Below are 23,683 nucleotides of genomic sequence, written 5' to 3'. Positions count from 1 at the left end.
TATCAGTTCATCGTTATATTCGCGACTGGACTGGAAAGCAATTTTCTACTACTGACACTGAAAGCTAATCATTTAGATTTAATAGATATCATCTGGAATAAGTCACGACGGACTCGCCGATGCCAGACATCGATAGAGGCGGTCCTGAGTTGATCCCTCAGCCGTAACCAGGTTGTACCGCTCCATCTTCGTGAGATAGCTCCGAACGGTTCGATCAGATTTCGGGTTGTCGACGCGAGACCGATATTCTGAGTACAGATCACCGGGCGGGATCGACCCATGTTCTTCGATGATTTCGTAGATCTTGCGCTGGTGATCCGACAGTGCGTCGAGGTTCTTCTGTCGAAGTTCCTGATGGGCGTCCGGGACGGCCTGTCTGACATGGTCGGTCGTAATTCGCTGAGCATCGTCGCGCTCAGCCTGCCGTGCTGCGAGTTTGAGCGTCGCGATTGCGACACGAGCGTCTCCACTGGCCTCGTCGGCAATTAGTTCGAGCTCCGAACTTGAGATCGCGTCGTGGGCGAGTGCTCGATCTGCTCGCTCGCGGAGAATGTCCACGAGTTCGTCGGTCGTGTACGTGTGAAAGCGAATGTGCTCGGCACTGCGAAGACGGCTTGCCAGTCGTTCGTCGACCTCGGCAAGAAGTTCTTCGACATCGTTGGCAATGAGAACGAGCGAAAACGACTGCAACCCCAGTAGTTCATAGAGGATTTCCCGGTCCTCGAGTTGGTCTACCTCGTCCAGGATGACAACACAGGGCGGTTCCTCGTGGTCACGAAGTCGCTCAAACAGGACGTCACGCGGTGTGGATTGGCGATGAATATCGACGGTACTCGTGACCTCGTCCAGTATCCTGAACAACACTTGGAATCTAGAGTGATCGTCCCAGCAGTTGACGTAGATGGATTCGACGTCGAGGTTCTCTTGCTTGAGTCGGTCAACAGTGAACTTCGAAATACAGGTTTTCCCGGACCCGGAAGGCCCGCTGATCAAAGCAGTATCAGCGGGTCGACCGTCTGCGAGCGGTTGGAGGACACTCGAGAGATGATTGACCTCTGGATCGCGGTGGACCACCTCCCGGGGCACGAACTCTTCCCGGAGGAAGCGGGCGTCGATGATCATGATCGTTGGTTGAACAGCCGACACATTAAATGGCGGCGGGTTGATTCCGGAATTTCCAGAAAGAGTAACAAACCACTCAGCTATCTCCGTTCCACTTCGTCAGTATAGTCAATGCTCCTCGAGTTCGTACAATAGATCGAAGGCAGGATGACGCTGTAGTACTGCTTTACAACTCAGACATTGCGTAAGCAGCGTGCGTTTTGAGTTCCAGTAATCACTTCGTCTTTTGACCACGTCACCATCGATACCGTATCTTCCTCCCTCAGCTGTGAAGTGACGGAATTCAGTTCCGCCACATTCCGGACAGGGATCACTGAGTTCCTCCCAATCTGGGTGTTTCGATTCGATCAACTGAGTTTCTGTTCCATCTTCATCGAGGAGTTTGAGCTCTTTCTTCATTGGTGGAGCCCTCACCCATGAGGGCTCACAAAACCACGAGGGCGGATAATCTAACCGTCGACGTACTCTGGTCGCTCCTCGTACTCGATCGGATCTTTCACCCCGATCCGCTGGAAGGCCTGCAATCTGAATGCGCACGCATCGCAGGTCCCACACGCAGGAGATGACTCACGGTAGCAACTCCACGTGAGCTCGTAGGGAACACCCAATTCCATCCCTCGTTCGGCGATGTCGGTCTTCGACCACTCCACAAAGGGCGCGATAAGGTCGATCTCGGTTTCTGGTTTCGTCCCGGCGTCGATCACGTCTTCGAAGGCGTCGAAAAATGCCGGCCGACAGTCCGGATACCCGGAAAAGTCCTCACTATGAGCGCCGATAAACACCGCTGAGCAGTCATTGGCTTCTGCATATGACGTCGCCATGGAGAGGAGGTTCGCGTTCCGGAAGGGAACGTACGAGGTCGGAATCTCATCACTCTCTAAGTCTGCGTCTTCGACATCGATTGAATCGTCCGTGAGGCTTGAGGCACCAATCGCGGCGAGATGTCTGGTTTCAACGTGAAGGAAGTCCGCCGCGTCGACTTCTTCCGCCAGCGCTTTGGCACACTCGCGCTCCTTTGACTCTGTTTGTTGACCGTACGAAGTGTGTAGAAGGTACGGTTCGTATCCACGGTCCACCGCTTCGTAGACCGCAGTAGCACTATCCATTCCACCGGAAACGAGAATCACTGCGCGTTTTGAATCCATAATTAGTATGGTGAGAGTTGTTTCCGCTTGATTACACCGACTGCTCTCCGAATCACGGTTTGCTCACAGTTCGGTCGAAATCTCCCAGTCATGTCCCTGGTTCGTCGTTCCATAAGTCGACGTGAAGCCGCGGAGTATATCGATATCCATGCTCCATCGCCAACTCGGCGACTCTGTTCCGTGTCTCGTCTAACTGCTCTCTCGTCATCCCTTCCGGCATGAGGAGGACATCGGAATCAGCGGTCGTGGTCGTCGTTGCTGTTCGAACTCTTTCTAGAAGCTCTTCTATTTCGATGAGATCATCGCGGCCAGTAACGACGAATTTCAGTTGAAACTCGTAGTTCTCCACGAGAGAGGTTAATACCTCAATATCGATCCGATTCTCTTCGTGACGACTGGCCCATTCGCCATCTCCTTGCGGATCCTTTTCGCTTCTCGGCGTGCTGCTTGCCAATTTCGGGCTGATGCTTACAAGGTCGATTGGAGCATCTCGATAGATCGTCCCGTTCGTCTCGACAGTAACATGGTATCCATTTTTGTTCAGTTCATCGAGAAGCTGAACGCTGTCTTCGTGTAGCAACGGCTCGCCACCGGTGAGAACGACGTGCTCCGCGTCATGCGATTCGACCTCGTTGACGACGCTTTCGATGTCCATCCACGCGTGAGTTGGCTCCCAAGAAGTATGGTAGGAGTCACAGAACCAACAGCGGAGATTACAGCCGCTCGTACGGACAAAGACTGTTGGCACTCCAGCGAGGACCCCTTCACCTTGCAGCGAATAGAAGAGCTCGTTGATGGGGAGCGAATTTTCGGGATTCTGTGGATCCCCATCAGGCATATCGACGTTTGTAGCGTTGACTGGCATCGTTATCTCGCACAGAGTTCATCAGTCTCGCTGACCGTCACCGAGACCTCCGAGACGTTCTCGGGAAAAGCATCCAACATACGTTCCTCGAGAACTGCACTCATGACTTCAGCTGTCGGAGGATATTCGAGAATTATGACAGCATCTCCGTCACCACTTTCTTCGAACGCCTCGATCAGGGGATCGCCCTTCTCTAGAAGAAACTTGTGATCCCAATCGAATATTATCGAGGTAATATCCCCTTTGTCAACGATCCACCCTTCATCAGTCAATTCCCCCGATATCTCCACCGAAACCTCGTAGTTGTGCCCGTGTGGATTAGAACACTTCCCATTGTGGTGTTGAATCCGATGGCCAGTACTGATACGGATAGGACTCTCTTCACCGATTACGAGCGTTCGTTCACCGAGGTGCACTGGAGTTTCTTTGTCTTCTTCGACTGCACTCCGAAGCATACTGCAGTATTATCAAGAGATTACTTAGTCCTTCCCCTGTGGTCTCCATTTGCTGACTGAGCAGGAGAATCCTCGTCAATTTATCACAAATCCGCTTACATCCGAACGTTGATTAGCAACAGCGGTGCAATCAAATGATGGTGACTGACGAAGGTGCGCTTCTATGTGCCGGAGTGGGAAGACCACGTTGATGCGGAGTACGATTTCAAGACGGACGAACACTCTGCTATCCGTCGCAGCGACCGGAATCTGGCCTATATCTGGGATATCTTCGACCGAGATCCAGCCGAGACGCCTGTCGATGGAATCTTGATATCTCGTGAACAGATAGAAGAGAGTCCAGAACGGGCGCGACGACTCAGGGAATACGGTGTCTATGACGCTCCCGATGATGGAACTACCTTAGCCGTTCCAGAATGGTTGCCTACCATTAGCGACTGCGGCGCGTGGGGATACAAATCTCTCCCATTCCCCCCGTATGGGAACGCAGAAATGCTCGACTTCTACGAACATTTGGAAGTCGACGTCGGCGTTACGATTGACCATCTCGTTTTGGGCAGTGGCCACGAGGCTCGACTATATATCGACCAAAACGCCATGGGTGACGGGTTCGATTCGGACGAACTCCCCGAAGCACTCACCGAACACGTTGATATCATGGTCGACGAATGGCCGGAACAGTGGCCGGAATACGTCGACGAATACGAACCATCGCTCACGAGAGTCGGCCCCGCTCGAAAACCTCTGAGAGAACTATTCGAGAGTCTTCGAGGACTTGATTCGGAAAACGGTTCAAAAGATGTCGAAAAACAGGTCAAAGACCACTTGCGATCGATTTCGGACGATCCACGGGTTGTCTATCGAGACGACGATATGGAATTCCGATTCGAATTGACACTTCACAACCTCCGAGAGATGAAAGAGTTGTACGAAGCTGGCGAGTACTCGTTCCGTCTCATGGCTGCAATCCAGGGGTGGGATTCAGCTTCGTATGCGAAAGGGACCCGAGCAGCGTTAGCCGCGGGATACGATCATGTCGGTATCGGCGGAGCTGCTGGAAGCAACGAAGAAGACGTAAAGCGGTACGTGTCTGCCGTTGGGGAAGTCATCAAAGATTACGAGCGGGCACACACCACTCGTGTCGACTCACATCTCTTCGGGTTCGCGAAGGCTGGAGCTTTCGACACGGTCGGACGAAGCGGGATAGCAAGCTTCGACAGTGCGAGTATGCTCCGTTCGGCGTGGACAGGTGGGAAGAATTATCATCTCGATACAGCCGACGACGATCGTCGGTACGATGCTCTTCGAGTACGTTACCCGAACCACAGTGGCGACCTATCGGAAGCGATCGATACAGCACTCTGGAGTCAAGAGGTATTAGCTGCCCTTCGTGCCTACGATCAAAACGAATCAATCTCGGAACGGATACACCAACGGCATGAAACTGCTGCTGAAGCCCTATCGAGTCTCGAACCTCATCTCGAAGAGCAACGATGGGCCGAGCACTACGATCAATGGCGTATTCGGGATATGACCGAGGCCATTCAGGAAAACTTCGAATACAGCGGCGAATTAAAGGCCTGCTTCAGCGATCGTTTCCGGAAGCGGATCATCAAACTCCTCCGCCAAGACGATCCTGACGACCCCATTGATTTCGACGAATATACTACACTTATCGACACAGCGAGAGAACGTCTTGCGGAATTTCCTCGAACTCAGGAAGCGATCCAGGATCAACTCGAATCTGGCGTTTCAGCGAGTTCATTACCAGCAGTCTGGGAAGTTATTGAGGCCTATGCGTCATGGATGGACGACGAAGATAAACTGGATGGCTATCATGCGTTGCTCAGCGATCGGCCGTGGGACGAATGTGATTGCCCGATCTGCTCCAGCCTCGGGATTGACGTCGCAATCTTCCGGGGCAACAACCGAAATCGTCGGCGAGGGTTTCACAACACGAAACGCTTCTACGATCAGTTTGAGCAGGAACTCCCCCAGCTCATGATCGTTACAAAAGGCGGTGCGTCACTTTCAACCGTCGATACCGTCGAGGAGTTCCTCACTCAGCATAGATCCAGTTTCTGGGAACAAGTCCACGACCTTCCTGTAGTCGAAATCGGGGCTGTCACTGCAAGTGGAATAGCCGAGTGGTGGGAAGATCCACCCTCGCAAATCTCGTTTGCTCCCAGTGACCTCAAAGAAAATCTTAGAGAAGCATGTGTTCGCTATCAAGATATCTACATCGATGCTCGGAACTGGGACGTTTCACCTGAGGTCCGATCAACGATCGAAGCGACAGACTGTGAGGTTCATATCTACGATGACCCACGTCAATTACGGCGGGCAGTATTCAATCGCCTGGAGTACGACGAACGAACGATTCCGCCCCATCCAGAGCGGGAAGAAGCCGATCAGATCGGTATTACGGACTTCTAACAATGAATATACTCATCATCGACCAGTGCTCGAAAGCCAAGGAGTACCGCGAGGAAGCGCGATCGTTTGATGCAGGTGATATAGATGAGCACGGCTTGGAGACGCTCCGTGAGCATCCAGAATCACTGAGCAAAGCAGCGCGAAAGCTCTATGCTGGCCGACAACAGCAGTACATCAGTGACGCCGTTGACCAGCTGCGGTCCGTCGGGGACTCCGTAGACCGATTCTTCATCAGCGCTGGATTCGGGGTTATCGAGGAGACGGAAGAACTCCCCCCGTACGACGTGACGTTCGCAGATCACTCCGCAACCGAAATCCGGGAACGGGCCAATACGTTGGGAATTGAAGACGATATTCGTAATCTCATCACTGATGGCTACGATCTCATCTTTTTCGCACTCGGCAGTGACTACTACCGCAGTTTCGATCTCCAAAGTATCCTGGAAGATGTCTCTCCGACGACGTGGGTTGTCTGTTTCAATCATGAGTCGATAACCGACTCATACGAAAATGTCGTCTCATTACCTGCTCGAACAGAGGAAGCTAAAGAGCAGGAAACCATCGTAGTTGCTCTTAAAGGACGATACCTCCAGCATTTTGCGTCCCACCGTTCAAAGGGAAAAGAGGTGACCGATCTCGAGGATATTGAAACGTTCTGTACGACCGAGTATACCACTCAAACCAGTCTCGATCAAATAGACGAATAGAACCTAATTTTTCTTATACTTATCTTTATAAGGCAGTCCGAGTTAATCGAGCGCGTCGCAGTATGCTGTACAGAGAGCAAACGTTGGAGACTCCCCATGGGACGGTGGACACCCCAGTCCTCTTCCCAGTCCGGAATGTGGGGAAACGGTCTTCCGACAACACACCAGAGTACGCTGACAGTATCCCGGACCTCAACACGGGAATGATAAACGCACGGGCAATTAGACAACGAGATCCGCAATGGGAACGGATTCAGGCAGGATCGTCAATCCGAGACGAAATGGAGGTCCCTGACGAGACGATTCTATTTGCCGACAGTGGTGGGTTCGATTTCCAGAGTGACGAAGTCGACACCACCCCAAAAAGAACACTCGAGACTCAACGAGCGATCGGGGCCGACATTTTCGGAACTGTCGACCGTCCGTTGTCACGCAATAACCGGTCTGCAGAAAACGAACGGCGAATCGAGGAGAGTACGAAATACGCTTTGGAAGCAAGTGATCGCCACGACGGCGATGAGTTGCTTTTCGCTAGTGTACACGGTTACGACCCTGAAACAGTTCGGAACACGCTACGTCACCTTGATCGGAATGGGGAGTTCGATGGGTACGCCCTCGGGAGCATGGTACCAATCAGAACAGATTACGAAAAAGTGACAAAGCTGATACTATCTGCGAGGAGATCGACCGATAAACACCTCCATGTATACGGACTTGGCGGGATAGTGTATCAACCACTATTATTGTATCTTGGTGTTGATAGTTTCGATTCGACAGCGTTCATCCGTAGTGCAGGAAATCGAAACTATTTGATCCCGGGATTTGGTGGCGAAGAACTGAGAAATATCGAAGAAATCGATCGCCTTCCGTGTTCGTGTCCAGTGTGTAGCTCACGAAGTTACGCGGAAATACGCGCTCATCGTGATCTTCTGACTCGACATAACCTATGGGCACTAGTTACGGAATTACGGCGGTTCAGGTATATGGCGGCCGCTGATCAAGATATCGAGTCCTACCTTGATCTTCGGTTCCAGGGGAATTCCGTCACTCAGCGAGCATATCGAATAGCTAAACAGCAGGTAAGGAGGCTCACATGAGCGAAAGAGCGACAATCCGACCTGTGACGCTTGCTCGTCTCGTTGAGGTAACCAATGCGTGTAGCAAGAAAAAACAGTCTACGGAAGATGTAGAGATTGATCTCGAGGTTAGCCATCGTCGGGCACGTGAAACTCTTCTCGAAGCATGCCGCATTGGTCTGATCGACGAAGATGAAAACGGCCAAGACGACCCCCAGTATTCGACGACAAAGGTCGGAAAAGCATTGCTCGATGCAGTTCGAGCGGAGGACTGGCGACGAGTCAGTAGCATTCTGCAAACTCGAAGTCCTCATTACGGGGCATTTTTGCAGGCTGTCGACGAAGTCGGCCCAGAAAAACCACAGAAAATTCTCGAAGAACTCGAGATCGAACACGAACACTCACCGTACGACTTCAATCAAACCAGCATAGAGGTTATCGGTGATTGGGGGGAACGTCTCGGTACGATCCAACGTAACGCGTTCACTGGGACGTACTATCGAGTGAATGGGAATAGCACTCCACCAAACTTCCCGTTTGTCTTGCTCTCGGTGTTCGATGATCTCGAGGAGACAGCCGGGGTAAACCTCAGTCAGAGATATGTGTCAATCCCTAAACTACGCGAATACGTCTGTGAGCATCTCAATTGTACCCGGAACGGATTCGATGATAGCCTATTATCATTGGTCAGAGAGAATATAGGCAAACTCGAACTATCGGGCGCGCCGATGGATACCGGCGCAAAAAAAGCCAAGCTCGGGATCAAGCAGATTGAACTCGCTGATACAAGCGGGTTAGTTTCAACCGATCAGTCCACTGATTCGGTGATGCGCGGTGTCGAACAGTTCGGTAAACAGTACTATTACCTCGCAGTCCACGACGAGAATATCACACATTCACAGGTAAACAATGAGTAGCGATACATTCACCATCACGGAAGAAAAGCGCGACTACTCGATGTATGGTCTGGAAGAGAACCCATTCCCGTACAGCCCTGTTCCGAACAAAGATCCAGAGGTCTACTGTGGACAGGATCACGTTGCTGACGCAGTAAGTGATACGATCTCCACGCTTCTAAGCACGGGAAAATCCAAGCATCTCGTGATTACGGGGAAATACGGTAATGGTAAGTCGCATACGCTCAAATATTCCCGCTCGTTAGTGCGGGACCGTGAAGATGTACTCGTGGGATACGTGGCGCAGCCAGGTGATGGTTTTCTCGATATATACCACGAGTTCATGTATGATATCGGGTTTGATGAAGTGCAATCGATTGCCTACGAATTCCTTGCGGAGGTCACAAGAGACGAGACCGACAAAAATCCGATCGGAGCGGATGCGATGGAATCACTCATTGACAGCGGAGAAGTGCTTTTGTCCGAATTGGTGCCAGACGCTGTTCAGCGTTTAAGCGATATCACACAGTTCGCCGACTTTGCTAGAGCTATCGTCCATATGGTTTACGAGGATACTAATCTCTACGCCTGGCAGTGGTTGACTGCAGAGGGTATCCGCTATGAACAACGTAAAGAGATGGAAATTCACAGTGCGTTGGATGACGATACGATGGGTGTCCGAGCGTTCACCTCGTTTAAGAATCTGCTTTTGGAGTTAGGATACACTGGAGTCTTCATATTTATTGACGAGTTTGAGGCAATCGCCCGGCTGAACAATAAGGATAAGCAGGCAACATTAAACAGTATTCGTCATCTGATGGACCAGAACGGTTCTGGCCTGTCTGTCCTGTTTGCTTGTGCGCCAGAAGTCTGGCAGGACGTGATGAGTGAATACCATGCGTTCAGTGAACGAATCGGCAATGAGGTTGCGCTTCGCCCGTTAACTGCTGAAAACATCCATCATTTAGTCAAATCATACTTAGATAGAGCACGAGAGGGAACTACCAGCACGGTGGATCCGTTCACTAACGAGAGTCTTGACCTGATTCTTAAGCGGTCTCAAGGGAATATTCGGCGGGCTCTTGCACTTTGCAGTAGATGTTTGGATGAAGGAGTTGAAAACAACATTTCGAAGATCGAACCGGAAGTGATACAGACCGTTGTTGATTAACAACGTAACTTCGCTGAACAAATACCCGATTTAAAATGAGAGCCACTTAGTAATTCTACTACGGCCATTCCGGATGATAGTCCGGGAGAAGACGTTCGTGGACTTCTCGGCCAAAGTCAGTCAGTCCAAGTTCGTTATGGTGGGTTTGATCTGCAATTCCGAGATATAATGCCCATGATAGATGTGCCTGTGCTTTCTTTTTCCAAGAGTTGATGCTATTGACGTTTTGGTACCCGTCGAGATGATCGATCCGATCCCGAAATCCCTCTGCCCGGTCGTCGGTTTCGGTATCCGCAACTGTTGTCGTTGCTAATAGATTGACTGTTGCAAGCATGGGCACCCAGTTACGTTCAAACAGTAATTGTCCGAATACTGCTTGTTCTGTTGGCGATAGCGCCTCTTTTGCCCCCAATCCAGGCTGTCCATCGAGACCCTGTTGGTTTGCCGGTTCGAAGTGTCGCGCTAGCCATAGCCCTTGCAGACTGAGTGTTCCATGTTCGGTAACCAACCGTAATTTCTCTGGTCCCAACAGCGTCATTAACTGATTTACTTTGTTCTGTTCACCTTCAGAGGCCAGTCGAGCAGACACGTCTTCTTTCTGCTCCTCGGTTGCTTCCCAGTGTGCATGCAAGATCTCACACGCATACGGGAGATCTCCCCATGTCGGTTGTGCCCCTGATAGATGCGGTGAATCAATTGCTGTCGGATCGTACATCATCTTTGCTTGTCACCGACCGATAATAGTCCTGGGGGTCGTATACGAACAGAGCGCAACGTATAGGTGAGTCCTTGCCCCCTTTAGTGATAATGGACTCGCGTACGTATCAGGACGTACATAAAATCCGCGACGGCCAGCAATATATCGTGGGTGATGTTGGTGACGTTCTACCAAATCTCAATTCAGATGCCGATATCATCTATCTCGATGATGCATGGGCCCGCCCACAGCGCGCCGATTGGTATGGGGTCGAATATGATACGCATGATTTCACTCCCGATGAGGACTCTGAATACGATGGAATCACAACAACCGAAATTCTGGACCTTTGTGAGGAAGCCTTAGTCGACGGTGGGTGGTTGATTGCGGATGCGGATGACTGGCTACTCCCCAGACTCATCAATTACATTCGTGAGGAGTGGGGCGATGTCGCCGCCAGTTACAAGGGCGGAGGATATCGTCGTATTGGAGGTGTCACGTATGTCTCACAGTCTGGTGACCCGGACCGAAGTACGCCAGGAATGTACCTCTCCAATGGTGGCTATCCCGTCGTTTTTGCTCATAAAGGGGAAACAGATAAGAAATCTTCCGCATCTGCTCGGCAACTCGCACAGCAGGCCTCTTTCGACGGAGATTGGGGAAGTGTAAAGCCCATCAAACCCTACCGGAAGTGGTTAGATGGGTTGATGAACGAAGGGGAGCATTTAGTGGTCCCCTGTGCTGGGACCGCTCCCGCAGCAATTGCCGCTGAGCAGTTGTATGGAGATAGTATCCAATACACCTGTATCGACAACGAACCTGAAGCGTTAGAGATGTTCCAACAAAGGCGAGAAAGTGGCTGAATTTGGTCAAGAAGTCATCTTCTTCAAGTAGTGGCGCCATCCGAGCAGTTACAGTCCAATCCCGGGGGTTCTTTCTGCTGGACGACGTACGTCCTCTATGGAAGTTGAACAGATCACGGGTGTCCGGACTGATTCTGTGATCTTTCTCAAAGATCCGCTCACCAGCGCGAACTCGTTAGGTAACCAAATGGGATACCTTCGATCACTGCCATATCTTTTTGAACAGGGGATCTTGAATTATACGTTTCCACCAAGTTGGCTCCGGATGCTTTCGAACGAGACATTTAATGAGGTTCTTCAGGAATCCGACGAGGCGAGCGACCAGTGGTTTGAGTACCGGGCTCTGTCTTCTTTCCCGTTTAAGTACACAATCATTAACCAGGAGAAGACAGTCGATGAACTCTCGTTTCAGCATATCTGTCAGGTGACTAATCAGGAGGTTGAGGAGGCTGGTAACACCCGGATTACGCATAAACTCCTGCAGGCATATATGAATAATCAGATTCAAGAACTGTTCATTGTGACAGATAATACTTCGTTTTCAATTAGCGATACTGTTTCGGAAAAACCGCTCAGGGAAGAGCTCGACCATGCAGAAACTCTTTCTTATGAAAAGATCGCAAAACAATACATTCGAAATCAGTTCGGGAGTCCGAATCTGCCTTTGGGGGAAACTCTCAATATTTGGCTCCATGGCGCCGCTACTGAATACTGCGAGATAATGGACGAACGGCCGCGACGTATCGCAGATCTATTCGAGTTTGATGTCCTCCAACCAGGAATCCGAACCTGGGACATGTTCGAGTTTCTAGCGTCAGACACTTCTCGAGAGGGAATCGACCACATTAACGCAACGATCCGGCCTTGGATCGAGTCCGACATCACGAAAGTAGAGGAGAACATCAGGAACGCATTGCAGGAGTTCGATTACGATCGGGAGACTGTCCAAACATTCAGGGAAACAGGTGAACGCCCGGACTAGTCTGTTTCTTCTATGTTTCTTCGGCAGAGTAACTTTCCCGAAAACGTCGGAGTAACATACTTCGTTTTACCATGCATTTCTGACTTGACGGCGTCTACGTTCTCTAATTGTCTTATGTGCCTTGAGACTGTACTTTTCGCCTTATCGAGGTCATTTGCAAGCTCGGGGATTCCGATCTCGGATCCATGTTGAATGATTGCTTTCAGTGTCTCCATCGTTGGCCCGGGTGGCGTCCCAACAATCCGTGGCATTGAGATTTCTTCAACACTTCCATCAATGTCACTGAACTGGAGTGATTTGTCTACCGCACCTGGATGAACCAATGTTGCGATCGCAACCGCTAGGTAGACTTCACGTGGTCCACCGCCAAAATTGATTATTAACTCATCCCGAATGTCTCTGATCAATGCACTACACTCTAAGACCGCTGCCTGAAAGTCATCCGGTGGAACAGTCCGTTTAGTCACTGAAACCTCCGGCTGTACTTGATTTACCATTCGTTCGATGTCTTCGATTGCCTCCTGTGCGCGTGTATCATCTCCATGTCCGACTGGCCGCAACAAAATAATCTGGTCGCCATCGTTGATACCTTCGCTTAGAATGGGTCTCGTAATCCGGGTGCTGTCGTAGCCAATAGGAGAGATATATACTGTCATACAATATTTTCGGGTCCGAGCCAGCAAATGAGTTTTGTTGCAAATATATGAGATCCAACCACTAGAAAACAATCATAACTGACTGGATATTTTATGTAGAGGGCTATTGACGTTGCCATATTAAGAGTAATGTCGGATTCCTGTTTCAAATAGTCGAAATACAACCCCGTGCATTCAGCAGAAATGGAATGATTATTTATATTTCAATACTTTCATTACGGGCGGCAGTCAACTAGTCAGTATGGATCAAATGACCGTTTATACCACTTCATCAACAAATGGAGAATGACGTTAACGTGGTGTTATCGCTAAGTGAAATGGGCCGGTACAACCAAATGCCTGATTAATCGATATCAACTACCATGCCAATTCTCACGCGGAATGTCACGGGCGCAGATCTGCTCGCAATCAGAAAGACCGTTTCCGACGACGGCCCCATCACGAAACAAGACATCCTGGACTTATACTTCCCTGGTGATGCTTCCGATCCACAGACGGCTGATCAGCGGAAACCGATTAAGGACGCAATTGAGTTTTTGATCGAAGTTAATCAAATCCAAGAAACTGACGACGGCTATAATCTGACAGAGAATACAACTCAGTTTGATGACGCACATCTCGCTTTGTTACACGGCATCAGAACGGCCGAAGATAGAGAATCCGCCTATAATAACGTAATGGAGTGTCTTGCGGATCAGTCCGACGTACTGGCCGACCGAACTGGCGGACTATTAGACAATCTTCGAGATCGCGTTCCTGACGCTAACTGGAACGAGCAGAAACTCCGATATTGGGCCCGAGTAATGGAGGAGATAGGTGTCACGAAAGAGGTGAATGGTGACGAAGCGACGACGATATTCGGCCCTAACCGAGACCTCGGGTTGCGTATTCTGACTGATGTCGCAGGAAGTGGCACTGCGTCGTTGGCAACAGTTCTAACGAATATCCACGAACAGTATCTCCCTGTACTGAGTGAACACTCAGAAGTTGTGCCGTATTTTGAACGGACACTTCTTTCGCTCCGAGCGTCGAACGATGTGCAACTTAAGACGATCAGTGATATCGGCCAGAGCGTCGATATCGATGGAACAAGCTACAGTGCAATCGAGGTGATGGCAAATGAGTGAGACGGTTGGTGTCCAATACCCAAAAAGCTGGACACATGATGCGGTTCAAGCGTATTTAACTCAAGAGTCCCAACAGAAGTCACGAGAGCGCTTCGAAAAGACGCATGTTCCGATTCGGCGCATCAAAGTTACTCGGAACAACAATGTTCTCGGATTCGGTGACAACTATATCGACGAGAACACATTTCATGAGGGGGTTGTTGCCTCAGATCTTCGGGACGACAACCGCATGTTCTTTGTGGTAGGTGAGTCGGGTAGCGGAAAGTCAGAACTGTGTCAATGGCTTCAGTATGAACTTGAGGATCGGGCCGACGCCAGCGAATCCTTCACACATGTCCCGATCCATATTCCACGGCAAGTTCGCGAACCACGAGAGGTTCTCGGTCGACTTGCGGACTATCTTGACGATGAAAATCTGGATGAAGCGAAACAGTTGGCGAATCTCCCCCCGAGTGGAGTATTCGAAAAGACGATAGGAACAATCACTGTCGCTTTCGAGAAAGGTGATGCCGTGGTCGAACTAGTTGAGGATGATGACTTCCGGGAGAAAATTCGCGAGAACCTTGAAGAGTATGTCGAATCTTTCGACGATCCGGAATCTGAACTTGAATTCGAACCGATCTCCGAAGACGACTTAGCCGAACTGTTGGACCGGTACCCGTCTGCGGGTGATGAATACGGCAACCAGAGCGCCACAGCAAAAGAAGAATTATATGACATTATTACCAGGCAGGCAAAGGAAGCCATCAAGGACATGCTGTATGTCGGAGATATCAAAGAGACGCTCCGACAAATAAACGAACGGTTCCAAGAGCGCAACGAACGCCCCGTCCTCATCATTGAAGATCTCACGGGATTTACGATATTCCAACACGAAATCCTCTCGTTTTTTTCGGATCTGGGAGCATCCAATTGGGATGTAGTTATCGGTATCACAACTGGCATGGAGCAGAAACTTGTCGAAGGGCGTCGAGCTGATATCGCCTCTCAAGATACGATCAATGACCGGATTTCTGCCCGGGTGGCACTCACTGAACGGACCGACGATGGCTCGAAGACATTATTCCTTGAGCAGGAAGACGTTCACATCGAACTGGCTCGGACGTATCTGAAAGCAATTAAGCAGGATTCTGATACCGACTTTGCACCCGATCCCGGTATCCCCAGCGACAAGCTTGACGACATCTTCGGTGAAGGACTCTATCCGTTCAATGAGCGGTTCCTGACACGAATCTACGAGAATCTTCAGGAGGATGACCAGCGAAAGCAAACGCCACGCGTCTACCTGAAATTCGTGCTTGAGGGTTTGCTCGACAACGACAAACCACCGTTCCAGCACGCAGAACTATTAGACACACTCGGTAAGGTTCGGTGTCTTATTACCGCTGACTACGATGATCTCGATCGAAACATTCTGAAATGGTATGGAGAGGAAGATACCGATGCCGGTGTGCAACGCGTCAATCAACGTATCCCACAAACCTTTGGAGTCGATAGCGATGGTACCGTCCCGCTTACAGATACCAACACGGAACTTTGCCCTCAGTGTAGCGCTCCTTTAGAAGAAACCGATAGCGGAGCTCTTGTATGTCTGAATTGTGATACAACGTGTAATGAGTGTGGAGCACCGATGGAGCAGAGCGATGAGTTCTGGGTTTGTACTGAGGATGCCACACACCAGAAACCTATTGGTGGCAAAAAAGAACTGTTCGAGAATCGCCTGCAAGAACTGCTTGACTGGCGGGGTGAAGACGCTAAATTCAACAAGACATCACAAATCGAAGATGGAGCTGAACGAGTGATTCGATTCTTCTATGACCAACCAACAAGTCTGGTCCGACCGGAGTGCCGTTCCGACGATGCGGCCGCGTTTTGGTGGGACAAGGGTAGTCGCAAGGTTCCGATTCATATCGACAACGGTGACGAACCTTCGTACCGGAAAGTGATCATCAGACGTGGTTTACCAGAATCGGTACTGAAGGATCTCCTGAGGATAGGGATTTACGATCAAAGTACAGTGGAAGAACATATCCAAAATGGTGCCGTCGACGCTCATCAACTCCGTACGTGGGCCGATGATGCGGTCACCGAACTTCGGACTGGCCTGAAAGGAGACATCAGAGAACGTTACGAGGCCGATATCGACCAAATTGCCCTCTTTGGGAAGTATCTCTTGAATATTTTCACAGGGAACGGTGCGGACTTCTCCGCAGAGGCCCTCGCAGAACCAGTGAACATGACTCGATTCTCAAAATCAGCCAAGCCAAGGGACTTGGATATTAATCCAAGTGGACTTGAAACGTATGGTGAGTCACTGCTGGGGCTCTTTCACGCTCGGTTTCACCTCCGGACTAACATGGTCGACTACGAGCGGCTCGAGTCACATGTAGAAGCCACCTCTCCTGATAAACTTTGTGCAGCGGTTAGCGGGATGTCAGCAGGCATTCGTGGGTTCAAGATTGGGACGACGCGGAAGGACGCAATCGACCTCAAAAACTTTCTTACTGAGGCCGCACACTTCGGATTCCGCTCGATCGGCAGGTCGATTCATGAATACGCCGCAGATGACGAGTACCAGGAGACTCTGCATGGCCTGAAAGGTCACTTTGCGGATCTAGAGAAGTTTTACGGGCCCGTCAGTTCACCTGCTGAGATTAACTTATCGAGCGTGGAATCTGCTTACGACAGGCTTCCTGGTACGTATCCCCCTGAGTCACTGGAGACGCTCCAGGATCTTGGTGACGAACAACGTGAACAATACGAGCAGACACTCGATCAGATGAGCGAAATCACAGACCGGCTCGAAACAGTATCGTCGGTTTGGGACTTCCTAAGCATTCATTACAATGTTGCAGAGCTCAAGTATGGGAGATTCAGTGACCAGTACAAACTCCTTGATGGTTTCCGTGATGATATCGAGACGGTGGATAACAAACTCGAAAGTCGTACTGAAAAATTAGAAGAGGAAATCCAGATCGATATTGATACAAAACCACTCACAAATTGCCAGCAGGTCGCCGATAATTTTCTCAATGAACTGGAGGGAGTAGAATGACTATCACTGAGCGAGCCAAAAGCATCAAGAAGCGCCAAAGAGATGTGGCTGATCTCGAGGCTCAAGCTGAACAAAACAATAAGCGTCGCGAGAAAGCCGAACGGAAAAACAAAGCATTTCAAAGCCTCCAATCTGAACTCGGCGGACTCCGGAGTGATTATAAGACGCTAAGCAATTGGCAATCGTTAGCTGATGCCATGGGTGTGTCATACGATGCGGACGCTACCGAGCATCTCAAACGCGACATGGAAGACGATCTACGAATTGTCTCCAACACAGATTTCGAAGGATTTGAAGACGACCAAGAAATCCGTGATCTCGAAGCGGACTTTGGAACTCACCACCAGAAGTTGAATGATCGACAACGGAGCATTCAGGATCATATCGAGGAGCGTTGCGAGGCACTTCTGGAGGAACTGTCCACAAAACGGACCGTACTACGCATCCCAGACGTTGGGTCTGCGGAAGATGAGACAGTTATCGACAATTTCCAAGAGTTTCTTCGCAGGCAAAAACAAGGGAACCTACATCAGAGTGCTGCGACCCGATATAAGGAACTCGAAGCGGAGTACAACGATGTGGAAATTAGCTTTGAGGCGGTCCAGGAGGAATACGATATTGGAGACAAAGCAATGGAGGAACTCAAGAAACTACTGAATAACGAGCGAGTTACACTCGCGAACATCGACGGAGATGTTCTCAACGATCTAAAGAACTTGTCGGAGTTCAGTCAACTGCTTACAATCCAATTCACGGAGGAAAAATAAATGTCATCAAATTTCAACCCGATAAATCTAGGAATTAACGCTCAAGAGAACTATGCGAACTACCTCATAGGAAACAACCAACGTGGGTATCAAGGTCTGCTGGAAAACTTCGCTCATGACGATGAGGAAACAGCTGAACAAGCGTTCATTCGTTCAAAGGGGCCCTACCTCCAGGGCGTCGCTTCCGCAGCATGGAGTGACACACCATGGCCGGAATTCGCCAAAGATGTTGAGGGTGAGTTTGCACCGAACGGCCTGGAGAAACCGCTAATTGACGCCTTTGAAGCGGAAGGTTTCGAGAACCTGCAAATCCATCAAGAAGAGGCTATTGAGTGGCTTGCAGACGATAATCACGCACTTATCGCAGCCGGTACCGGACGTGGCAAAACTGAGGCTTGGTTTATTCCTATTCTTCAATATATCCTCCGTGCGAAACAGAACCGGATCGATGGTGTTGCCCCAAAGAGTATCAAAGCCCTGTTAACCTATCCGACAAAGGCCCTCGCTCAAGACCAGCTCAAGCGATTCATCGAGTACCTCTGGTTTGTCAACCGGAAGTCAAACTTGTCAGAAGACGAGTACATCACCATCGGCGTTTATGACGGCGACACGCCACGGCGTGGTCAACGAAAGGACGGAAAGAGTACACACAAGTATCTTGAGGACTCGTTTGAATACTTCGAACTCCCTGACCAAATCGCCGACGAGCTCGCGGAAAGTGAATCAATCCGAGAGAACGAAGCACCTAACTTGCACGTCAAGAAGGAAGGCCAAGAATATTATCTCAAGACAAGGGGGGGCTACGGAGGCGAATTTCTTCGGTTTGTCCACTTGACGCGGGATCGAATCGAAGATGAGCAGCCAGATATCTTATTGACAAATCCTGACGCGATCAATTATCGGTTGTTCAATGTCAATGACAGGCAGGCTCACCGACTATTTGTTGATCAGCCTAAGTTCCTAGTGTTTGACGAAGTGCACACTTATCAGAGTCTGTTCGGCGCCCATGCGTCGATGCTAGTCAAACGGCTTCGGAAGCTTCGTGAAGCCCGCGGCGTTGACGATCCGATGAGACTTGTCGCTGCGAGCGCGACGATCGGCAAGAAGGAAGAGCTATTCCAGCGTCTTTTGGGAGTCCAACGCGGTGATCCATACAAGCTAATCGAGGAGCAAGTCGGATTCGACGATGGAGACGACAACACCGACCGTGCATCGCCCGGCAAAATCCCAGAGTTCCTCAGGACTGGGAGGTTCGACAGGGATACCGTCGAAGAAGATCTTAGTCGTTGGCGGCAAGGTGACGACCCCCGTAGCCATCGGTGGATCACAAGATTAGATATCGATCCTCAGTATGGCCGCGGTCCCGGGGCGGTTCTGGAGCAGGCCGCAAAGGAGGGATCGCTTGGCTGTCTTGTCCACCTTCACCAGGCGCTCCAAAAGCCAAGTGACGATGCGTATGATCTTCCAGATGCCCCTCGATTAACAGATTTCATCCAATACATCCAGGACACCTACGACTCCGTCCCTGATGAGGACACTGCGCAGCGTGTCGCACAGAACGCGTTGACGCTGTTCGAACTCGCTGGATTCGAGGTTCGAATCCACGTGTTTAATTGGCCAGTTGATGGGTATTATAAGTGCTTACACTGTCACCGGATCTACGCCAAACCCCAGTCATGTGATTGTGGGGGCGAAGGTGAACACAGCCGGTACGTCACCAAGATTCGTCTCTGTAACAAGTGTGGCGAACAGGTGTACGAAGGATGGTACTGTGCCGATTGTGGGGATGTTCGCCCGGTGACTCAAGAGACAGAAGGGGAGTATCTCTATGCAGACGAACCCGAGTGTGCTCACGAGAACCACGGCAAGTTGACGCGCGTTTACTGGACACCTGACTACGAATGCACGGAATGTGGTCGTGAAGCCCATCCTTCCGAGGCACTTGGTGACTGTCAGCAATGTGGCGGGCATCTCACTAGAACTGCTGAAGGAATCGTCTGCAAAAACCCAGACTGTGGCGCCACTATTGACCAGTCCGCTAACGACTGCCACCACTGCGGTGGTGGACTAGAACTCGACGACGATATCTCGTATGAATGTACTGATCCCGAATGTCCTCGGCATGGAAAATCCCAAGAAGGACTCGTCTGCGGAGAGTGTGATAGTCACTTAATCCCCAAGCTTGTTTTACCATGGGTTTGCGCAAACTCTGATCACGGCGAAAACCATGGGGGCAACCCACCGGACGATGGCTGCGATTGCGGAACCAGTACCTTCGTTCTCGCGGCGTATATTGATACGCAGGAAGCCGACTACTGTACCAAATGTAACGCTGATCGATCAGATGTTTACTATCTCCCTGGGACTGGCTGTGCGATTCATGATGACGATGCTGTCAACCGTGTTCAGAAGTCGTTCAACCTCCAAGTCGCGTACCTCGATTCGGATGGCAACGTCCGGCTGGAAACTCCTTCGACGGGTAAACACGCTGTTCCGTGCTATCACCAATATCGAGACTACGACACCCTGATGCGGTCGCCCATCAACACAGGTGTGACGATGAGCCAGTTCATGCTCCGCGAACTGGCAGACGAGGAGTCCGCGAATCAGCAGCAGGCCAAACTCATGTCCTTCGCTGATTCCTATCGGGACATGGAGCGATTAGCAAACGACTTCGATGAACCTGAACGATTGCTGTTCATTCAGCAGGTTCTCTTGTCATACATGGCTGACGAACGGCAGGCCACGCTGAGGGAGGTCATCGACGAGACAGTTCAGCGTGCTCGCGATTACTGGACGGTCTTCGAAAACAAGGAGGATCTGATCAACGATATTATCGGCTATCTTGAGTGGCGTCATACGATCACAGGCCAACTTATCTCAGGGAGTTACCGGTTGTTCAATGGTGATTACGGTCGGGAGTACGGCCGGCTGGTCAGTGACGGACTTCTAAATATCGGCCTCATCGAACAGCCAAAAACGTCGGCTGAGCAGATCGTCTGCCAAGAACTCCTTGATGGTAACCGACAAGATCAAGAACGACTTATCGAATCACTCCAAGAAGACGAAGGGATCGATAGCCCGACAGAGACGCTTAGTGAATTGGAAGATCGGGACGTAATCGAAATTGAAGATCAGACCGACCGTGTGTCCTTTGCCCCGGAAGCGATCGAAGTCAGATACGTCGACAATAACCAACCGATCCGCTACCTTCACGAGGTCGATGCGTTCATCAGCGATCTCAAGGCCGAGATAACGCCCGAAAAAACGTACGACGACGCGATCGACTTCACGGACTCATATCAAGATCGTGCAGATCTCACGTCACCCCACTTTACGCGTACAGCCTACTGGGCTGCTGGAACGGACACCCGGATGTTGCTCAGCCAGGTGTATAAAGGGGACTTGCCTGCTGATGAGCGGAGACGGATCGAACACGAATTTAAACGGAATGCAACACCGAATTTCCTATCAACTGGACCGGCAATGGAGATTGGAATCGACATCGGCGACTTGAACAGTTTGCTTCTCCTAGGCACGCCACCGAACACGAATGCGTATCTGCAGCGCATCGGTCGGGCCGGTCGATCAAGCGGAAAGTCGCTAGTAACGACGATTAGCAAGCGAAATCCGATCGATTTCTACTATCATAAACGCCCCGACGAGCTCATTGAATCCGAGGAGAAACCGGTTCCACTGAATCCGCACAACGAGCACGTTCTCAAATCAGCACTCACGTGGGCAATCATGGATTACATTGCGGCCTACTATGCGGTTCCCTGGAAGAAAATCGACCAGATAGAGGGAACAAAGATCAAAGCCCCCGATCCGAGTGAGTGGAATCGCTACAAGAAGGACTCACCTCGCAAACAGGCACCGGACGAGTTCGAGACGTTTACCAGTGTCTACTACCGGAACGTTGAGGAAGTCACTGACGGAAAGTGTCTGGCGGCTCTCGAAGCAATCGCTACCCAGGACGACGGGGTTCGTGCTTGGCTCGAAGATCTGCTTGATTACGCTTATTGCCGTCAGTGCGGACACATGTACAATTCAGATGTCCGGGGTACCTGCGATAACTGTGAGAGTACTGATGAACTTAGCGTCGCTCGCCAGGAATTCCGAGAGTTGATTGATGAGGCAATCGAGCAGTTTGAGCAGCGATTGGTTACCTTCGCTCGTGAGTACAAATCCGAAATCGAGAACGAGATTGAACATCTTGAAGAACGAAAGACCAACCTTCGGGAAGTTGTCCAAGATGAAGGCGATGATTGGGGTTGGGATGATGATGACGAGGAAGAAGAAGCCCGAGAAGCCGAAGAGGATCTAGACCGTGTTCGCTCTCAACTTCAGACGCTTGAAGATCTTCTCGACGACTACAAGGAGGCCGATCTCGCAGAAGTTCATCAACGGTCTGCTAAGTCGGCATTTGTTCCCCAGATGCGGGCGTTTGGCAACAGCGTGTCAGTCACGCGCCATGTGTATGATTCCAACAGCGGCGAAACGCGTCCGACTGAGGATCCTAATTGGGACCGTGGTGAGGCGATGGCGCTACGCGAACTACATCCCTACGCTTACAGTCTGAAAAGCAAACGTGGATATGTCGCCACTCGGATTCATGAGGATACGGAAGGAACGCGGGAGCTGAAGAAGCGACTAGGTGACAAGCGTCTAATGTGTGCGAACTGCGGCTTTGAAGACGATTACGATGGCCAGGATGCCTGTCCGGACTGTGGCGAGACCGATGATGTCCGGACTATCGAACCGCTCTCACTCAAGAGAGTCGAGTTGTCCGACAAGGCCCGTCAGTTTGATGCCGTCCGTGCGAATGAGATTTACCCACTTTCGGACTATCACACGAACCCACAGAGCACATATGCTAATGTCGAGACTGCTGTCGAGGAGTTTACTACCTCACAACGCCTAGAGCTACAAACTCCCGGTGGGGAGACTCTAATAACGCTTGAGCACGGTGATTTAGAGATCGTCGAAACAGTAGACTCCTACACCACCTCGTACAGTGGGGGCGCGCAGGATCCGGGTGAACAGCCATTGACGATCTGTCGTGAGAGTCACTGCAACAGCGTGGTCGTCCAACAGAAAGACGAAGACCGTGTCTGTCTGCGAGACCCGCAGCACGACCAGTCCGCCCAGCAGGATATTATGGTGGGGCGGACTTTTCGTACCAAAGGCCTGCGGTTGGAATCTGCCAGTCCACGCGTCAGCCCTGAAACTTTGCACACGTTAGTTCACGGCTTCCGATTGGCCTTACAGCGGATTGGCGGTATTGAAATCCGTCAACTCAACGAATCATATAACGACGGGGATAATGAAGCGTTCATCTTTGAGGGAACGATTGGCGGTAACGGCGTTACAAAGCTCTTGTTCGATAGATCCGAGGGCGTACTCCGCGAGCTCGAGGATGCACTTGATGTTATGGAAGAGAATATCAGTCGATGTGACTGCGCGACGGGTTGTCCTGAATGCATCTACCAGTATGGATGTGACGAACGGAACGACGAACGGACGTTCGACAAAGAGGACATGTTATCTATAGTGGATGAACTGGCAGCCGACCCCGAAGATGTCCAACTCGTTGCTGACGACTGAAAACATCTATGTCGTTACCCCATCAGCCCCAGGTTTCAAATAAGTCTCGCAGGTGT

The 23,683-nt window shown here is 50.7% G+C and carries 18 protein-coding genes; 11 read left to right on the top strand and 7 right to left on the bottom strand.

Translation table 11 applies throughout. The features are described from left to right. Nucleotides 1–102 precede the first annotated feature (102 nt). From SVXhr_RS13820 to SVXhr_RS13800, 5 genes are all read right to left on the bottom strand, one after another. The gene (locus tag SVXhr_RS13820; RefSeq protein WP_275738016.1) at nucleotides 103–1,122 is read right to left on the bottom strand and encodes a Cdc6/Cdc18 family protein; all 1,020 of its coding nucleotides are present in this window, start codon (nucleotides 1,120–1,122) and stop codon (nucleotides 103–105) included. A 108-nt stretch (nucleotides 1,123–1,230) separates the two neighbouring features. Then, nucleotides 1,231–1,521, bottom strand: coding sequence for a hypothetical protein (locus tag SVXhr_RS13815; RefSeq protein WP_275738015.1), 291 nt, complete (start codon nucleotides 1,519–1,521; stop codon nucleotides 1,231–1,233). A gap of 50 nt (nucleotides 1,522–1,571) precedes the next feature. Then, nucleotides 1,572–2,267: a 7-cyano-7-deazaguanine synthase QueC gene (gene queC, locus SVXhr_RS13810; RefSeq protein WP_275738012.1), complete on the bottom strand. Its 696-nt coding sequence runs from the start codon at nucleotides 2,265–2,267 to the stop codon at nucleotides 1,572–1,574. An 88-nt stretch (nucleotides 2,268–2,355) separates the two neighbouring features. Then, complete coding sequence (locus SVXhr_RS13805) at nucleotides 2,356–3,132, bottom strand: 7-carboxy-7-deazaguanine synthase QueE (protein WP_275738010.1); 777 nt, start codon at nucleotides 3,130–3,132, stop codon at nucleotides 2,356–2,358. 2 nt (nucleotides 3,133–3,134) lie between these two features. Then, entirely contained in the window at nucleotides 3,135–3,587 is a 453-nt protein-coding gene (locus tag SVXhr_RS13800; protein ID WP_275738008.1) for a 6-pyruvoyl tetrahydropterin synthase family protein, read from the bottom strand. 153 nt (nucleotides 3,588–3,740) lie between these two features. Between SVXhr_RS13800 and SVXhr_RS13795 the strand changes: the two genes are divergently transcribed. From SVXhr_RS13795 to SVXhr_RS13775, 5 genes are all read left to right on the top strand, one after another. Further along, nucleotides 3,741–6,023, top strand: a complete 2,283-nt coding sequence (locus tag SVXhr_RS13795) for a queuine tRNA-ribosyltransferase tRNA-guanine transglycosylase (RefSeq protein ID WP_275738006.1) — start codon at nucleotides 3,741–3,743, stop codon at nucleotides 6,021–6,023. 2 nt (nucleotides 6,024–6,025) lie between these two features. After that, on the top strand, nucleotides 6,026–6,730 hold the full coding sequence (locus tag SVXhr_RS13790; RefSeq protein WP_275738004.1) for a hypothetical protein: 705 nt from the start codon (nucleotides 6,026–6,028) through the stop codon (nucleotides 6,728–6,730). Nucleotides 6,731–6,792: 62 nt separating this feature from the next. Further along, entirely contained in the window at nucleotides 6,793–7,827 is a 1,035-nt protein-coding gene (locus SVXhr_RS13785) for a tRNA-guanine transglycosylase (protein ID WP_275738002.1), read from the top strand. Beyond that, nucleotides 7,824–8,723, top strand: a complete 900-nt coding sequence (locus tag SVXhr_RS13780; protein WP_275738000.1) for a hypothetical protein — start codon at nucleotides 7,824–7,826, stop codon at nucleotides 8,721–8,723. The genes SVXhr_RS13785 and SVXhr_RS13780 overlap by 4 nt, the downstream gene beginning before the upstream one ends. Beyond that, a complete protein-coding gene (locus tag SVXhr_RS13775; protein WP_275737998.1) occupies nucleotides 8,716–9,873 on the top strand; it encodes a BREX system ATP-binding domain-containing protein in 1,158 nt (385 codons plus the stop codon). The genes SVXhr_RS13780 and SVXhr_RS13775 overlap by 8 nt, the downstream gene beginning before the upstream one ends. 58 nt (nucleotides 9,874–9,931) lie before the next feature. Here SVXhr_RS13775 and SVXhr_RS13770 read toward each other — a convergent pair whose 3' ends face one another. Beyond that, a complete protein-coding gene (locus tag SVXhr_RS13770; RefSeq protein WP_275737996.1) occupies nucleotides 9,932–10,588 on the bottom strand; it encodes a hypothetical protein in 657 nt (218 codons plus the stop codon). A 92-nt stretch (nucleotides 10,589–10,680) separates the two neighbouring features. Here SVXhr_RS13770 and SVXhr_RS13765 point away from each other — a divergent pair, with 92 nt between their 5' ends. Beyond that, nucleotides 10,681–11,433: a hypothetical protein gene (locus SVXhr_RS13765; RefSeq protein ID WP_275737994.1), complete on the top strand. Its 753-nt coding sequence runs from the start codon at nucleotides 10,681–10,683 to the stop codon at nucleotides 11,431–11,433. A 97-nt stretch (nucleotides 11,434–11,530) separates the two neighbouring features. Next, a complete protein-coding gene (locus SVXhr_RS13760) occupies nucleotides 11,531–12,415 on the top strand; it encodes a hypothetical protein (protein ID WP_275737992.1) in 885 nt (294 codons plus the stop codon). Here SVXhr_RS13760 and csa3 read toward each other — a convergent pair. Beyond that, the gene (csa3, locus tag SVXhr_RS13755) at nucleotides 12,412–13,071 is read right to left on the bottom strand and encodes a CRISPR-associated CARF protein Csa3 (RefSeq protein ID WP_275737990.1); all 660 of its coding nucleotides are present in this window, start codon (nucleotides 13,069–13,071) and stop codon (nucleotides 12,412–12,414) included. The two genes, SVXhr_RS13760 and csa3, sit on opposite strands and share 4 nt — an antisense overlap. Nucleotides 13,072–13,433: 362 nt before the next feature. Between csa3 and SVXhr_RS13750 the strand changes: the two genes are divergently transcribed. Genes SVXhr_RS13750 through SVXhr_RS13735 form a run of 4 tightly spaced genes read left to right on the top strand, consistent with a single transcriptional unit; the run spans nucleotide 13,434 to nucleotide 23,627 of the window. After that, nucleotides 13,434–14,198, top strand: coding sequence for a hypothetical protein (locus SVXhr_RS13750; RefSeq protein WP_275737988.1), 765 nt, complete (start codon nucleotides 13,434–13,436; stop codon nucleotides 14,196–14,198). Next, nucleotides 14,191–17,253 (top strand): hypothetical protein, encoded by a 3,063-nt coding sequence (locus tag SVXhr_RS13745; protein ID WP_275737986.1) that lies wholly within the window; start codon nucleotides 14,191–14,193, stop codon nucleotides 17,251–17,253. Before SVXhr_RS13750 ends, SVXhr_RS13745 begins: the two co-directional genes overlap by 8 nt. Further along, nucleotides 17,250–18,020: a hypothetical protein gene (locus tag SVXhr_RS13740; RefSeq protein WP_275737984.1), complete on the top strand. Its 771-nt coding sequence runs from the start codon at nucleotides 17,250–17,252 to the stop codon at nucleotides 18,018–18,020. The genes SVXhr_RS13745 and SVXhr_RS13740 overlap by 4 nt, the downstream gene beginning before the upstream one ends. Beyond that, nucleotides 18,021–23,627, top strand: coding sequence for a DEAD/DEAH box helicase (locus tag SVXhr_RS13735; RefSeq protein WP_275737982.1), 5,607 nt, complete (start codon nucleotides 18,021–18,023; stop codon nucleotides 23,625–23,627). The last annotated feature ends 56 nt before the right edge of the window (nucleotides 23,628–23,683 follow it).

The organism is Halorhabdus sp. SVX81 (genome assembly GCF_029207715.1).
Lineage (GTDB): Archaea > Halobacteriota > Halobacteria > Halobacteriales > Haloarculaceae > Halorhabdus.
This window is presented reverse-complemented; position numbering and strand designations above follow the sequence as displayed.

Bases quoted from the DNA above. Each gene is read 5' to 3' on its own strand.
- SVXhr_RS13750 (WP_275737988.1), top strand. From the start codon at position 13,434: ATGCCAATTCTCACGCGGAATGTCACGGGCGCAGATCTGCTCGCAATC.
- queC (WP_275738012.1), bottom strand. From the start codon at position 2,267: ATGGATTCAAAACGCGCAGTGATTCTCGTTTCCGGTGGAATGGATAGT.
- SVXhr_RS13815 (WP_275738015.1), bottom strand. From the start codon at position 1,521: ATGAAGAAAGAGCTCAAACTCCTCGATGAAGATGGAACAGAAACTCAG.
- SVXhr_RS13765 (WP_275737994.1), top strand. From the start codon at position 10,681: ATGGACTCGCGTACGTATCAGGACGTACATAAAATCCGCGACGGCCAG.
- csa3 (WP_275737990.1), bottom strand. From the start codon at position 13,071: ATGACAGTATATATCTCTCCTATTGGCTACGACAGCACCCGGATTACG.
- SVXhr_RS13790 (WP_275738004.1), top strand. From the start codon at position 6,026: ATGAATATACTCATCATCGACCAGTGCTCGAAAGCCAAGGAGTACCGC.
- SVXhr_RS13775 (WP_275737998.1), top strand. From the start codon at position 8,716: ATGAGTAGCGATACATTCACCATCACGGAAGAAAAGCGCGACTACTCG.
- SVXhr_RS13770 (WP_275737996.1), bottom strand. From the start codon at position 10,588: ATGTACGATCCGACAGCAATTGATTCACCGCATCTATCAGGGGCACAA.
- SVXhr_RS13820 (WP_275738016.1), bottom strand. From the start codon at position 1,122: ATGATCATCGACGCCCGCTTCCTCCGGGAAGAGTTCGTGCCCCGGGAG.
- SVXhr_RS13745 (WP_275737986.1), top strand. From the start codon at position 14,191: ATGAGTGAGACGGTTGGTGTCCAATACCCAAAAAGCTGGACACATGAT.
- SVXhr_RS13760 (WP_275737992.1), top strand. From the start codon at position 11,531: ATGGAAGTTGAACAGATCACGGGTGTCCGGACTGATTCTGTGATCTTT.
- SVXhr_RS13800 (WP_275738008.1), bottom strand. From the start codon at position 3,587: ATGCTTCGGAGTGCAGTCGAAGAAGACAAAGAAACTCCAGTGCACCTC.
- SVXhr_RS13805 (WP_275738010.1), bottom strand. From the start codon at position 3,132: ATGCCAGTCAACGCTACAAACGTCGATATGCCTGATGGGGATCCACAG.
- SVXhr_RS13785 (WP_275738002.1), top strand. From the start codon at position 6,793: ATGCTGTACAGAGAGCAAACGTTGGAGACTCCCCATGGGACGGTGGAC.
- SVXhr_RS13780 (WP_275738000.1), top strand. From the start codon at position 7,824: ATGAGCGAAAGAGCGACAATCCGACCTGTGACGCTTGCTCGTCTCGTT.
- SVXhr_RS13740 (WP_275737984.1), top strand. From the start codon at position 17,250: ATGACTATCACTGAGCGAGCCAAAAGCATCAAGAAGCGCCAAAGAGAT.
- SVXhr_RS13735 (WP_275737982.1), top strand. From the start codon at position 18,021: ATGTCATCAAATTTCAACCCGATAAATCTAGGAATTAACGCTCAAGAG.